This is a genomic window from Proteiniphilum sp. LBM24028 (assembly GCF_056629195.1).
The window spans coordinates 1,451,264-1,465,603 of the sequence record NZ_CM152817.1 but is presented as its reverse complement, the minus strand read 5'-3'; the positions used below and the strand labels follow the sequence as shown (position 1 = coordinate 1,465,603).

Below are 14,340 nucleotides of genomic sequence, written 5' to 3'. Positions count from 1 at the left end.
ATTAAATCTCAATCACATGAAGTGGATCAACCGAAACGACAGTGAAGCCAATTTCGAGGACCGCAGGGGCAGAGGAGGAGGCAGAAGAAAAGCCGCCGTGGGCGGAGTGGGGGCCATTGTAATTGTCATCATCGCGTTGCTGCTGGGACAGAATCCCTTTCAGGCAGTGGATATGGTAAACAGTGTGGTGCCGGGGCAGTCGTCGGAGATGACGACAGATCCTTCCCGTATCAATGAGAATGAGGAGCTGAAGGTATTCACCCTGGGTGTATTCAACAGTGCCAACGATGTGTGGAGCGAGATATTCAGCACGCAAATGCAGCAGAGCTACGAGAAACCTACGTTGGTGACCTTTACCGATGAAACGGTATCGGAATGTGGTGGAGCCACTGCTGCCGTGGGCCCGTTTTATTGTCCGGCAGACCAGAAGATGTATATCGACCTGAACTTCTTCCATCAGCTGAAGTCGGAGTTCGGCGCCAAGGGCGATCTGGCCATGGCCTATGTCACAGCCCACGAGGTGGGGCATCACGTGCAAAAACTGCTGGGGATCATCGATCAGGTGAATCAATACCGGGGACGCATCAGTGAGACCGAACAGAACAAGCTGAATGTGAAGCTTGAGCTGCAGGCCGACTTTCTCGCCGGTGTGTGGATCTACCATGCCCAGAAGATGAACATGATTCTATTGGAGCCCGGCGACCTGGAGTCGGCCATCAGCGCCACCACCGCCGTGGGTGACGATACCATCCAGAAACGGTCGATGGGTTACAGCGTGCCCGATTCATTCACGCATGGCACCGCTGCCCAGCGCACCTACTGGTTCCGGAAAGGAATGCAGACGGGTGATATCAGCCAGGGCGATACTTTCAATGACCCCGGTCTGAATTAATCCAGCCGGATCTCGTCGATGAAGATAAAGGCGCGATTTCCTTTTCCCGGATGCCACTCGGGCATCAGGGAGGGTTTCACGGTCACCTTGAAATAACGCGCCGTCACCGGTTCAAACGAGAGTGTGTGCGCAGAGATATCGGCCCAGTGGTCCTTGTGTTCATCAGGCACAGCTTGTTTGATGACCGGAGCAAAAGTCTTGTTGTCGGCCGATGATTCAATGATAATCTCCGACGTATCGAAGATCCAGTCGCCCGACACCACGGCATTGCGTACTTCCAACTTGTTTATTTCGGTAGGCTGCAGCAGGTCGATCACCACCACCAGGTCCTCTCTCTGAAATCCCATCCATCGGCCTGTTTTATAATTGGTGTCGTTCCCGTTGATTCCATCCACCAGCATGGGAGCGCCGCTGTAGGCATAGCCTGCAGCCGGCGTGGTGAGCAGATCGACAGGCATATAGGAAGACTTGCTGATTGTAATCTTTTCACTGAAGGTCCTGCTTTTCTTCCCATTCCGGATGGCTACCGCCTTTAGCTCGGAGTTTTCTTTTATCGACAGTTTGTTCTCGTAGCGCGACGACGATTCGTTCGGTTCGCTTCCATCGAGTGTATAATAAACCGGCGCATTGTCGATGGTGGTGAAAATTACGTCCAGCGCGTTGGAACCGAAGTTGGTTGTCAGCTCCCCTTTCACGTCATACACATGGGTGGCATAGTGGTAACCCAGCTTGTCGTAGAGTGCCAGCAGCTGCGGCAACCGCTTCAGGAAGGCTTCGTAATTTTTCTTTTCCGGCTGCATCCACTGCACTTCGCTCATGGCTGCCAGTCGCGGCAGGAGCATATATTCCACATGTTCCGGTTTCTGGATATACTCTGTCCACAGGTTCGCCTGGGGGCCCAGAATGTGGGCACGTTGTTCCGCAGTGAGCACACCAGGTGCCGGCTCAAAGCTGTAAACCTGTTCCAGGGGCACAAATCCACCAATGGCCAGTGGTTCCTCGTCGGTATATTGTGTCTGATAATAATCGAAGTAGCAATAGTTGGTGGGTGTCATAATCACATCGTGTCCCATCTGCGCTGCCTCGATGCCTCCACCCATGCCGCGCCACGACATCACCGTGGCATTGGGAGCCAGTTCACCTTCCAGAATCTCATCCCAGCCAATGATGCTACGCCCATGATCGTTGAGAAACTTCTCCATGCGCGCTGTCACGTAGCTTTGGAGGTAATGTTCTGCTGTATGGCCGTCGCGATCTTTCAGTCCCAGTTCCTTGATGCGTGCCTGACAGTCGGGACATTTCTCCCATCGTGTCTTGGGTGCTTCGTCGCCACCAATGTGGATGTATTTTGAAGGAAATATCTCCATCACCTCGGTCAGCACTGCCTCCAGGAAAGTGAATGTCTCCTCCTTGCCGGGGCAGAGCACATCGTCGAACACACCCCACTCACGGGCCACCTCGTAGGGGCCGCCGGTGCATCCCAGTTCGGGATAGGCTGTCAGCGCCGCCAGCATGTGGCCCGGCAGGTCCACCTCGGGGATGATGGTGATGTAACGCTCTTCGGCGTATTTTACCACCTCCTTGAGTTCATCTTTGGTATAGAAACCTCCGTGAGGTGTACCGTCATACTCGCCCGTATTGCGGCCGATCACCGTTTCTTTGCGCATAGAGCCTATTTCCGTGAGTTTGGGATAAGCATCTGATTCAATGCGCCATCCCTGGTCGTCGGTCAGGTGCCAATGAAAACGGTTAATCTGGTGCAGAGCAAGCAGGTCGATGTATTTCTTCACAAACTCCACCGGTTGAAAATGGCGTGCCACATCCAGCATCGATCCACGGTAACCGAAGCGGGGAGCATTGTCGATGGTGGCCGGAGAGAAGGATACCTGTGCGTAATTTCCTACGGGAACCGATTTACGTAACGTTTGTATCCCATAGAAGACGGCTGCTTCCGAAGCACCCTCTATAAGGATCTCCCGCTCGTTGATTGCAATGCGGTAAGCTTCCGGGTTATTGTGCTGCAGCCCGGTTGTCAGGATAATGGCACCTTGTTCCGGAGCCGTAGTAGTCACGGATGGTTTTATTCCAGCTGACAGTTTCAGATAATCTGCCAGGAAATCAGCATTGCGCTGCATCTTTTCGTTTCCTTCCGGGAAAACAATTTGCGTTGATTTCGAGAGCAAGAAGGGTGCGCCTGCGTCGGTTCCGATATGATTGGGCAGAGGCACCACTTCATAATTGGCTTCTGCCATTTTGCTTCCTCCCGTATTACAGGATGCAAGCAGGAGAGTGGCTGAAACCATTAGATGTAGTGTGCTTATTTTCATTATGTTTTTGATTTTATGTGAATTGTTTATTTAGATCTGCTCTTCCATGCATTCAGCGTCTCCGTCACCTTGCCTGCACTGGTAATCTGTTGGACATACTCGTCTATTATAACCAGGTCGCCTCCCATTTTCAGGTTGGGATTGCGATAAATCATGCCGCTCTCCACCGGTTCACGGGCCGAAAGATGAAACTCACGGGCGCCAGTCTCTTCTGATAGTTTGGCAATATTGCCGGCATTCACGCCACTGCCCGGCATGATGATGATACGGTCTCCCGCTTTTTGTACCAGCTCTCTCAACAAGGGAATGCCTTGTTCCGCCTTCGGTTGCTGTCCCGATGTCAGCAGCCTCTCGCACCCCAGCTCAATGATCCGTTCCAGGCTTTCAAACGGGTCCCGGCACAGGTCGAAAGCCCGGTGGAAGGTCACGCTCAACCCTTCGGCGGCCTCCACCAGCTCACGGTTGCGCGCCCAATCCACTTCCCCTTCGGGAGTGAGACAGCCTATCACCACGCCGTCGGCTCCCAGCCGCCGCGCGGTTTCAATATCCTTCAGCATGATCCGGTGCTCCAGGGGTGAGTAAAGAAAGTCGCCTCCCCGCGGTCGGATGATTACATGCAGTTTAATTTGCAACAGTTCGCGTGCCAGGGCAATATCTCCGTACGATGGAGTGGTGCCTCCCTCCGGAATGGCTGCGCAGAGCTCCACGCGCCAGGCTCCTCCTTTTTCCGCCTCAATGCAGCTGGCTACCGAGTTGGCACAAATCTCCAGTTTGTAGTCGTTCGTCATACAAGGTTCCCTCCATATTTGGTTTTACAAAAATAATAAATTGAAAGGAGAAACGACACGGTGACTCACTCCAACTTTGCGGTTTTCAGAAATTACAGTTTGTTTACAGGAAAATGTTCAGTGATTCCAGACCACCATCAGCTGGAGGCCTTTGCCGGCGAAGCGGGAGAAGCTGCCCTGTCCCGGTATCTGATACGTCTCCGGATTCCAGAATCCCATCAGGTAGAGACTGATCCGGTTGAATTGTTTCTGCCAGTTGACGAAGGAGTAGAGTTGCCGGTTCTTCCAATCGTAAAAAAGCAGGGTCGTCACGTCATCGATAAGGGTAAACGGATAGCTGAACGACAGGCCCGAGAAGTTCAGTGTTTCTTCGTAGGGGAACACCTTGCTGCCCATGCCGTAGAACAGGTGTTCAGCCGTCACGCCCAGCCCGTTTCCCAGATCGAAAGTGTAATCGCTACCCAGGGTAATCATTTGTTGGTTGGTTGTCAGCCCTATATCCTTGTCGTAATGCGTCAGGGCAGCCTCTAACCAGAGGCCGACCGCCACATCCGCGCGTATGTCGAATCCGATCCGTTGTTCGTTTGCCTGTTGATTCGGGAGATCCATCCGGACGATATCTGCCTGGCGGAAGTGATAGCTGAGGGCCGCCTCGCCTGAGGAAATGGGCAGTTGTACCCGTCCCCCCGCCTCGGGAGCGAGGTGGCCACCGGTGCCGTACAGCTCCCATCCTTTTGGATCCTTATTTCCCGCCAGCACCCATAGCCAGATGTTGCTGTTGTTTAACAGGTAGCGTCGATAAAGCCCGCCCCAGACGCCATCGGTCGTCTGTAGCGGGTCGCGCGGGTCCATCTTGTCGAACCACATCAGCGGCCGGAAAAGCTGTGCCGATCCAAAGTTGATCTTTTGCAGGCCCAGTCTTATTTCGCTCCCCTGGGTGGCGTATCTTGTCCAGAGGCGGTAGGGTTTTATGTTCCCAGTGGCACTGACTGTGGGTGTAGCGGTCACTCCCAGCTCGCCGAAGAGGCTGGCTGAACCCTCGAAGTCGATCAGCCGATCACTGCCGAGGGTATATCTGTAATTGATTTGAGGAATGTAGCGACCGCCAAGCCAACCTTTTGTTTCGATGTCCGGCGTGGTGCTTCCCCAGCCGGAGAGCTGGCCGCTGAAGCGAAAATCGTGCCGTGAGGGTATCGAGTCGACTGTCTGGGCCTTTGTGTCAGTCATGGCCAGCATTCCAAACAGCAAAAGTGAGCAACCTATTTTCATTTTGATTGTCATCGTTCGTCAGAGATACCATACAGGAAAAACTTGATTACCTCTGATGTCAGTTCCGTGAGGTTGTCGTAGAGCGCAATCACTTTCTCATCCATCACCACCTGAAACATCCCGTTGAGCAGCGCCATCAATAACTCCGGCTTCAGGTCACGGCGCATCCAGCCCTTCTCCTGTGCCAGTGTAAACATCGCGACCGATTCGCTGATGCTGCGTTTATAGAGATTTTCTGCATAGCCGCTGATCTCCGGATCATCGCTGCGAAACATTTCAAGGATAAATTCCGAAGAAGGGTCACGGGTTCCCTCCATTTTCATTTCCACAAAGCGATGCATCTTCTCAGCAAAAGAGGCATCGGAACGCATCACATCCCAGTACCTTTTAAGCCAGTAGTCTGTAATGCCGTCCATGATTGTTTTTGCGAGCGCCTGCTTATTGGGAAAATACTTGTAGAAAGTCATCTTGCTGACTCCCGCGCCGGTACATATTTCGGTCACCGTCACCTTTTTCAGGCCGTAACGAAAGAAAAGCTGTCGGCCCGCTTCCACGATCTCCTCCCGTGTTGTACTCTTTCCCATATTTCTATTTTCTGAGGCTTGCTTTGCTGAAGACATTTGCAGGAATGGATTGATTGAAAGTGATGGTGTGGATGATCCATTCGGTACCCTTGCCCTCTTTCAATATATCTTTGTAGGTCATATGCATGGGAAACCAGCGTCCTTCCACCTGTTTCACATCCCCGGCGGTGATTTGCTTGAGCATTTGGCCACTTTTGGCATATAATTCTGCACGCAGCGGAATCAGTCGTTCGCTGTCCACCCATATTTTTTGGGAAGGGTAGGCCGCATCATCCACTTTGGCAGTCAGTGACAGCAGGTGACAGGTGCGCCCTTCAATCTGTTCGCTGCCGGTCACCCGTGCATCGTAGATCTCCGCATAGCGCCGGTCGTCCATCATGTCTTCGTAGGAAAGGTCGGATCCCATCACCGACTGGCGCAACATGTGGCCCGAGATCATGATGGTACGGTCGGTAGCGGGAGAGTAGACCCACATTTCCTTCTCCAGCTTCAGCATCTTGGTACCCCGTTCCCGTGCGGGAGAGAGGTACTCGGTGAATGCCTTGCCGGTGCCCATCGTATAGCTTTTGGAGGTGATGGTACGGTCGTTCCGCTTCCCATGCACGATCATGGTCGATTCAATGATGCGGCTGTCGGCCGACATATTTTGATCTATCTTTCTCAGGATCTGATTTCCGTCCTGTGCGTTCAGGGGCAGTGGGAGAATTCCCAGTAGAAGTCCCACAACACATATTGTAATCTTTTGTTTCATCATTTTAAGCTTTCATTTATCAGTGTTCAGCTGTCAGATTGCCTGACATGCTGTTTAATCCAGTTCCTTGAATAACAAGGCCGTATTTCGTTTGTAGATTTTTCGCCCCGCCAGTGCAGTTCCCACCAGCATGGAGAGGATGCCTGGTATGGCGCCGATGTAATACATGCGCGGGGTGATGCGTGTATGGATTACCGGATCGATCATCATGGCGATGTTCTCCATCACGGCGCTGTAATCCAGTCCGTGCCGGGAGAGGAGCAGACATACCAGCAGCCCCAGGGTGGTGCCCACTGCAGAACCGATGATGCCGATCACCAGCGACTCGGTCAGCAGGGAACGGTAAAGCTGCCTTTTCTCTTCGCCCATGGCCAGCCGCACACCAAACTCGTTGTATCTACGGATGCCACCCAGCACACCCGCATTCCAGAGGACGATGGACAGGGCGATCATCAGCAGCAGGAGCATGAAGAATGACATCGAATCAGTATATCCGAGTGTTTGTCTCATCATGTCCTGATCCATCAGTTGTGTCATCACGGGAGCATATACATCCGGATTGTCTGCCTGCTGATGGTTAAAGGAGGTCTTGATAGATTCTGCCCGCTCCTTGAGATACTTCTCCCCGGGCAAAAAGCCGAATATCTCACCGGCAGCATCTTCCATGTCGAGCAACAGCCTTGCATCGGCGATGTCGAGAATTACTCCACCCCGGTCGAGCATGCTGTTTCCAAAACGAACAATACCTGCCACGTGATAATTGGCAAACGACATGGCGCCATCCATGGTGGAGCCGAAGAAGGTAACCCGATCACCCGGTTTCACGCCGAAGCTCTCCGCGAAGTCGATGCTCACCAGTATCTCACCCGGCTGTGTGATGATGTGTCCGGCCGTGATTGCCTTCTCCAGCCCAAGTCGTGCCGCCTCCTTGCTACCCTCCGAGAGCAGGTCAGCCGCTTGTGCCGTGACCGGGCCCTGTGCTTTTGTCTCTCCGTGCTCATCAGGAATATCCAGCAGTCCGCCGAAGAATATGCGCGGTGTCCAGTCCACCTCGGGGTAATCGCGGTGAAGTTGTTCCATCACCTCACCGGAACCGAGCAGTGCCAAATCGTTCGGCTTCTGTGCTTCATCCGCTGCGTAAGCGCGTGTCATCACCTTCAGGTGTCCTATCTGGAAGTTGGCCGTCATCCGCACCATGTTGTCCATCATGCCACCCATCAGTCCGTCGAGGAACACCACCACCATCACGCCGATGGTGACTACAACCACCGGCAACAGGCTGCGCCGGCGATCCCGTATAATTCCCTTGCAAATAAAGCTGAACATGTTTGTTCCAAATTAATTGATTTTACCTTTTAAAGCCCATACCATGTTTTGGTGGGTTATCTTCCTTGCGGGGAGGTAGCTGACTAGCGCAGAGAAGAGTATCACAACAAGAATGGTGGTTGTAATTGTGGTCAGTTTATAGACCGGGTACATTGCTTTGCCCACGGCCATGCCAATATCACCATATGCTTCGGGCATGGGAAGCCCGGTCTTTGTGAACCAGTAGAGCAGGGGAGCGCCCCATATCGCCCCGAAGAGGGCCGCAAAGAGGCTGTAGGTGGTGCCTTCAATGGTGAAAAGGGCTGTTACATCCTTGGGCGTCATTCCCAGTGCCACGTAGGTACCTATCTCCTTCTGTCGGCGGAATATGGAGAGTGTCTGTGTATCGTATACCGCCAGCAGCGCGAGCGTCAGGAGGATGGTGAAGATAATCAGCGATTCAGCCCGGGAGGACTGCTCCATGATCCGGTTATCCGTCAGCAGGAAGTCGTTGTCTTTGAAGTGCCATCCGCCTGTTTCGGCATTTACCGGTGATTCATGCGGCATCACAATGTAGGTGGCTTCACCCTGCATGCCGGTCATGGCATACAGATCATCCAGCGCGACCCACATTTGTCCGGTGTCGACATTGCCGACGGTCGTCTCGAATATTGCGGCGATCCGTACTTCACGGGCATCGAAGACCCCATTTCTGTCGCGCCAGCGCAGCATGACCCTGTCGCCTTTTTTCAGCTTTGTGGTAGCCGCCATTCGTTTGCCAATGGCGACCGGAGTCTCTCCCCCTGCGGAGCGCAACGACAGGGAAGGTATTTTCAGTATATGTTGTTCCGGGTCGATTCCCTTCAGTTGGATGTTCATCATCCGTCCCTGCGGGTATACCGATGCCTGGATAACCAACACGGGAGCTGCCATCCCCGCCTTAAGCAGATCATCCATCTGTTCCGGTATTTTTCCGTGGGCGTCAGGCAGTGAGAAGATGTTGTACTTGTCGTAATTCGGGTGCCAGAGCTGCGACCATCCCGTATCCCAGTCCATGGTGTCGCGGCGTGATTCTTCGATCCAGCCATCCAGCATGCCATTGTAGGCGGTCATGATGACGAGGACGAAAGAGAGCACGGCGATGTTGAGCCAGGTGGCACGTCCGGCGCCGATGATATTCTTGAAAGCAGTCCTGATGATGAGCATGGCTTCAGCTGTTTGTGTCCTTTTCTACCTTTCCATCCCGCAGGGAGATGATCCGTTGCAGATATTGCATCACCTTCTCGTCGTGGGTGGCAAAGAGGAAGGTTGTTTTCAATTCCCTGTTCAGCTGTTGCATGGTCTGCAGGATATGATGGGAGTTCTCGGCATCGAGGTTGGCCGAAGGCTCATCGGCCAGTACGATCGCCGGCCGTTTCACCATGGCGCGGGCAATGGCCACACGCTGGCTCTCGCCACCCGACAGTTGTGCGGGACGTGCATCTTTCTTTTCCGTGAGCCCCACCCAGTCGAGTGCCTCCATCACAGCCCTGTGGCGTTCCTCTTTGTTTTTCTTTTGCAGTAGCAGCGTGAACTCCACATTCTCATACACCGTGTAGACCGGCAGCAGGTTATAGCTTTGGAAGATGAACCCGATATGACGGTTCCGCAGGAAAGCCGACTGTTTCACGGTGAGTGCCGATACCTCCCTGCCGAGTACCATGGCGCTGCCCGAGGTAGGGGTGTCGAGCGAACCGATGATGTTCAGCAGGGTCGTTTTTCCCGAGCCGCTGGGGCCCACCAGTCCCGCGAACTCGCCCTCACTGAAGGTGAGATTGATGTCTGCCAGCGCCCTGAAATGGCCCTCGCCCACGGGATAGTCCTTTGTCAGCCCCTCAGTCCTGATGATATACTTTGATTCCATCCTTTTAAATTGGTTTACATTTATCACAAATGTATACGATTTTGGTAATTTATGGATGAATTAGTAAATTAAAAAACGTTAATTGACTTTGTGCCTACAGCACAAGAATCTTTGAAAGGTGTAATCAAAAAATTTAAGGATGAACCCGTAAATGGAACCAATAATGCAACAAATACAGAATTATCTTCGTCTAATAGATGCCGCTTTTTCGCTTCAACAGTTTACGGTAAACCAGACGTAGAATTATCACGATAAAAAATAATCAGTAGTACAGCCGCCAGAATGGGGCTACGAGGGAAAGAAGGGAGAACCCCGTGGCCGCCAACCCTTCGCCGGTGGAGACGACCGGATTGCCTGTACCGGCCGTAAATTTCGTGGAGAGGAGTCGGGTGAGAGCACTTCCACCACAGCTGCCACGCCAAAGCAGATGAGTGCAGGGACTGACCTCCTCCATACGAAGCTTTCCCTCAATGTCAAAATACCAAAATGGGAACCCAATCCCGCCACCAGCAGAGGATAAACACCCTGAATCCGATATTGGCACTCAGTCCGATACCAAGTGCAACGGCGCTGAGGGTCTCCATATTTATTTCCATAGCCGAAGGGGCATGGTTTTACAGTTTTTCAAATGTACAACAACTTATTTCACAAGCGTAGAAAAAATCGATTTTCTTAGGTTACAAAGAATTTGTCAGACGTTCATATTTCATCCTTGTATTGTTTCTTCAGTTTCTTCAATTCAATTTTTAACGAATCGACAATCTGTTTGTATGTCGGATCATTATAGATGTTTCTTATCTCCTTCGGATCATTCTGTAGATCATATAATTCCCATGCATCTATGGGATCATAAAAATGAATAAGTTTATATCTCAATGTTTGTACCCCATAATGAGCAGTCAGACCGAATCCCTTTTCATAATAATGATAATACATTTTATCACGCCAGTTATCAACCCTTTTCCCATACAATAGATTTTTCATAGACATACCCTGCACGTCATTGGGAATATTAATCCCGACTAAATCGAGCAGAGTGGGAGCTATATCCAGATTCATTACAAATTCATTTATCACCCGACCCGGATTTATTTTCTTCGGATAGCGAATCATCATGGGTGTGCGAAATGATTCGTTATACATAAAACGTTTATCATAAAGTCCATGCTCTCCCAGGAAAGCTCCCTGATCAGAGGTATACACGACGATGGTGTTTTCGTCCAACCCATTTTCTTTCAGATACTGTAAAACCCGTCCTACGTTGTCGTCCACTGAACTGATACAACGAAGATAATCTTCCATATAACGTTGATATTGCCATTTTACACGTTCATTGTGATTTTTTATTTGAGCATATTCTTCATACTCCTTTTGATATGCTTTATGCCACAATTTCTTTTCTTGTGATGTCATCCGTTCTATTTCATTATTATATGCTCGAGGATTCCAATCTTTTCCAGACGGGCAAGTTCCGCAGGGTACCTTACTATCCTGATCAATAAACAAGTTACCATCCATCCGTATCCCTTGTCGTTGTAATGCAACTCGTCCCTCGTACTGATCAAAAAAAGTGGAAGGAAATAAAAACTCCCGATTATCGAACATGTGTAGTTTATCCAGTGGTGGCATCTGATTACGATGTGGAGCTTTGTGGTGCAGCATTAAAAAGAAGGGCTTCGCTTTATGACCGTCGATCCATTGCAGTGCCAGATCAGTTGTAATATCTGTTACATAGCCATAATAAAGCGTATCTCTTCCCATTTTTATAAATTCTGGGTTATAATAATTTCCTTGCCCAGGAAGAATATTCCAGTAATCAAAACCCTGTGGGGTACTTTTTAAATGCCATTTTCCTACCAATGCTGTTTGGTATCCGTGCGCTCTCATTAATTTAGGAAGGGTTTGTTGATCACCGTCGAAATTGTCGGAATTATTTTGAAAACCGTTTAAGTGGGAATATTTCCCAGTAAGAATTACGGCCCGGCTCGGACCAGAAATTGAATTGGTAACATAAGCCTGGCCAAGTAAAACACCCTCTTTAGCTATCTTATCGATGTTTGGTGTATCTATCAAGTCCGGATTGTAAGCACTGATTGCCTGGTATGCATGATCGTCGGACATGATGAAAATTATATTGGGCAGGTTGTTGTTTTTTATTCCTTTCTGATTTACTCCTATGCACGAAGTAGATGTCAAAGTTAATAGTATGCCCGAAACTATTTTCCGATTCATATGCGATTTGATATTTAGATAGTTACTGTTTCTTTATGTTTTAAATGCTGACTAGAAGTTCCTACTCTGATTTCATATTTACCTGGTTTGATTTTCCATTGGTTTGTTGGCACGTCCCAAAAAGCGAAATCATTTCGCGAAAGATTAAAGACAACCTGTCGTGACTCTCCGGGATTCAACTCAATTTTCATGAAACCTTTCAGCTCCTTTACAGGCCGGTCGTCTTTCTTCCCATTTGGATCAGAGATATACAACTGAACAATTTCTTTGCCTTTTACTTTCCCTGTATTTTTGATTGTTATAAAAACCTGCAGTTGCCCTCCTTCTGAAAATCGATTGTTGACCTTAAGATTACTGTATCGAAATTTAGTATAAGACAATCCATAACCAAATGGAAACAAAACCGGAATATTCTGTTTATCGTACCAACGATACCCTATAAAGATATCCTCTCCATAAGGTACATCAACCAATTCATTCGGTTTTACACAATCGGAAAAACCTGGAATTGTTACATCCTTGCCATTCAACCAGTAGTCCTTATAAGAGTTGTCACCCCGCCAATATGGTTTTCCGCAAAGTAAATTATAGTCCGGATCCACGGAATCTTCATATTTTTTTTCAATACTAAAAGCCAGTTTACCGGAAGGATTCGCCTTACCTGATAAAATATTCGCCAGCGCACTCCCTCGTTCTTGTCCCTGAAAAAATCCCCACAGCACAGCTCTTGTATTTTTAACCCAATCGGTAGGCATCGAATTCGATGCATTAACAATTACAATGGTATTTGGATTCCATTGAAGAATCTGACGTAAACGTTTTAATTGATCCTGGGGTTCATCATAGGATACGTCTCCTCCTTCTCCTGCATCTTTGTTAAGAATAAAAATAACCGTTTTTGCCTGTCTTACTTCGGTTTCAGTAGGTGTCAAGTTACATTTCATTTCAGTCCCATAAAGCTGTTGAAGTCCTTCCCGATAACTCGTGTGATTGAACCCTTTTACAAACCCACTTCCCTTGGCAGAGTGGATTTCTTCAGCTCCTGTCAACAATATTCCTTTGCTGCCTGCTTTTAGAGGGAGGATGGATTTTTCATTTTTTAGGAGTACCATACTCTCTTCAGCACATATCCGAGCTAAATCCTTGTGTGCTCCAATTGTTTTATAAAAACTATTGTCAATAGGGCTCCGATCGTAAACACCCAGTTCAAATAAAGGCAGCAGGTTGTAGTATACCATTTCATCCAGTTTTTTTTCAAACTCTTTCTGTTCAAACTGTCCATTCTTTTTTAGTTCGCTAATATGGTTCACAAAATTCAGGTTGGATGGCATCAGGAGGGAAATTCCTGATTCGAGGATCAAATGTTGCATGGAAGGAAAATAGTTTGTATTTTGCCAATCTGTCATAGCAATTCCTTTAAAACCATAACTGTTCCTGAAAATGTCCGTAATCAAGGGTCTATGCGCTGCACACGGAATACCATTAACCAGGTTATTTCCCATCATAATCGCTTTGGCGTCAGCTTTTTCAATCGCTGATTTCCAGGGCGGTAGGTATATCTCGTGCATAGCTCTTTCACTTACTATGCAATTAGCTATATGCCGAACAAACTCCTGCTCGTTAGCAAGTACTACTTTGGGTGTTGCAATCACCTTTTGGCTTTGCAATCCTATGATATACTCTGTTGAAATGGGTGTTGCCAAATAAGGATCTTCTCCCAGATACTCAAAATGTCGGCCACCCGTAGGTAAGCGATAGAAATTCATGCCTGGACCCAACAGGATATCTATTCCCAAGGCACGGCACTCTTCTCCGATCGCTTTACCGTATTGCTTTGCCAGTTCTGGATTCCATGTTGAAGTTAAAGCCAGCAAACTGGGAAAGGATGTGCCCGATTCATTTTCACGCGATGGAAAAGGGATTTTCCGTATACCCTGGGACGCATCTGCCATCGTTACCGGGCGGATGCCAAGGCGTTCAATCCCTGGCATGTTAAAGCTTCCCTTTACCTTTATTTCTGTCCATCCGCCCGTTAAAAGTATTTTTTCATCGAAAGTCATCCGTGAAATTAAATCTAATGTCCTTTCTTCAGGGCTCCTGGACGGATCAGTATATATTGATTTATTTATAGAACCTAGTGATTCAGACAAAGATTTGTACTCACTTAATGTATTATTTGGGGTTCCCAATTCCGGAACTTGTGCAAATAGCGTATTTATTAGAAAACTAGTAACAATTGTCAGTAATAAATAAATTTTATTCATAATTTATTGTTTTTTGTACTATTAT

Annotated in this window: 13 protein-coding genes; 1 reads left to right on the top strand and 12 read right to left on the bottom strand. The window is 49.0% G+C overall.

Translation table 11 applies throughout. From position 1 onward, the window contains the following. Positions 1–16 precede the first annotated feature (16 nt). Positions 17–892, top strand: a complete 876-nt coding sequence (gene ypfJ, locus AC1HCU_RS05805; RefSeq protein WP_480370172.1) for a KPN_02809 family neutral zinc metallopeptidase — start codon at positions 17–19, stop codon at positions 890–892. On the opposite strand, the gene AC1HCU_RS05800 is transcribed toward ypfJ, so the two are convergent. From AC1HCU_RS05800 to AC1HCU_RS05745, 12 genes are all read right to left on the bottom strand, one after another. Then, positions 889–3,231 carry a glycoside hydrolase family 20 protein gene (locus AC1HCU_RS05800; protein WP_480371084.1) on the bottom strand — a complete coding sequence of 781 codons (2,343 nt, stop codon included), beginning with the start codon at positions 3,229–3,231 and terminating at the stop codon, positions 889–891. The two genes, ypfJ and AC1HCU_RS05800, sit on opposite strands and share 4 nt — an antisense overlap. 14 nt (positions 3,232–3,245) lie before the next feature. Further along, positions 3,246–4,007: a copper homeostasis protein CutC gene (locus tag AC1HCU_RS05795; RefSeq protein WP_480370169.1), complete on the bottom strand. Its 762-nt coding sequence runs from the start codon at positions 4,005–4,007 to the stop codon at positions 3,246–3,248. Between the two features lie 117 nt (positions 4,008–4,124). Continuing rightward, positions 4,125–5,288, bottom strand: a complete 1,164-nt coding sequence (locus AC1HCU_RS05790) for a hypothetical protein (protein ID WP_480370166.1) — start codon at positions 5,286–5,288, stop codon at positions 4,125–4,127. Beyond that, the gene (locus AC1HCU_RS05785; protein WP_480370164.1) at positions 5,285–5,860 is read right to left on the bottom strand and encodes a TetR/AcrR family transcriptional regulator; all 576 of its coding nucleotides are present in this window, start codon (positions 5,858–5,860) and stop codon (positions 5,285–5,287) included. Before AC1HCU_RS05785 ends, AC1HCU_RS05790 begins: the two co-directional genes overlap by 4 nt. Before the next feature lie 4 nt (positions 5,861–5,864). Continuing rightward, positions 5,865–6,614, bottom strand: a complete 750-nt coding sequence (locus AC1HCU_RS05780) for an outer membrane lipoprotein-sorting protein (RefSeq protein ID WP_480370162.1) — start codon at positions 6,612–6,614, stop codon at positions 5,865–5,867. Positions 6,615–6,665: 51 nt separating this feature from the next. Continuing rightward, the gene (locus tag AC1HCU_RS05775) at positions 6,666–7,937 is read right to left on the bottom strand and encodes an ABC transporter permease (protein WP_480370159.1); all 1,272 of its coding nucleotides are present in this window, start codon (positions 7,935–7,937) and stop codon (positions 6,666–6,668) included. Positions 7,938–7,949: 12 nt separating this feature from the next. Then, positions 7,950–9,122 carry an ABC transporter permease gene (locus AC1HCU_RS05770; RefSeq protein WP_480370157.1) on the bottom strand — a complete coding sequence of 391 codons (1,173 nt, stop codon included), beginning with the start codon at positions 9,120–9,122 and terminating at the stop codon, positions 7,950–7,952. Between the two features lie 4 nt (positions 9,123–9,126). Beyond that, positions 9,127–9,819 carry an ABC transporter ATP-binding protein gene (locus tag AC1HCU_RS05765; protein ID WP_480370154.1) on the bottom strand — a complete coding sequence of 231 codons (693 nt, stop codon included), beginning with the start codon at positions 9,817–9,819 and terminating at the stop codon, positions 9,127–9,129. Between the two features lie 262 nt (positions 9,820–10,081). Continuing rightward, positions 10,082–10,273: a DUF4126 domain-containing protein gene (locus AC1HCU_RS05760; RefSeq protein WP_480370152.1), complete on the bottom strand. Its 192-nt coding sequence runs from the start codon at positions 10,271–10,273 to the stop codon at positions 10,082–10,084. Positions 10,274–10,292: 19 nt separating this feature from the next. Next, positions 10,293–10,415: a hypothetical protein gene (locus AC1HCU_RS05755; RefSeq protein WP_480370149.1), complete on the bottom strand. Its 123-nt coding sequence runs from the start codon at positions 10,413–10,415 to the stop codon at positions 10,293–10,295. A gap of 103 nt (positions 10,416–10,518) precedes the next feature. Continuing rightward, positions 10,519–12,051: a sulfatase family protein gene (locus AC1HCU_RS05750; protein ID WP_480370146.1), complete on the bottom strand. Its 1,533-nt coding sequence runs from the start codon at positions 12,049–12,051 to the stop codon at positions 10,519–10,521. A 14-nt stretch (positions 12,052–12,065) separates the two neighbouring features. Then, positions 12,066–14,315: a beta-glucosidase family protein gene (locus tag AC1HCU_RS05745; protein ID WP_480370142.1), complete on the bottom strand. Its 2,250-nt coding sequence runs from the start codon at positions 14,313–14,315 to the stop codon at positions 12,066–12,068. Positions 14,316–14,340: the final 25 nt, after the last annotated feature.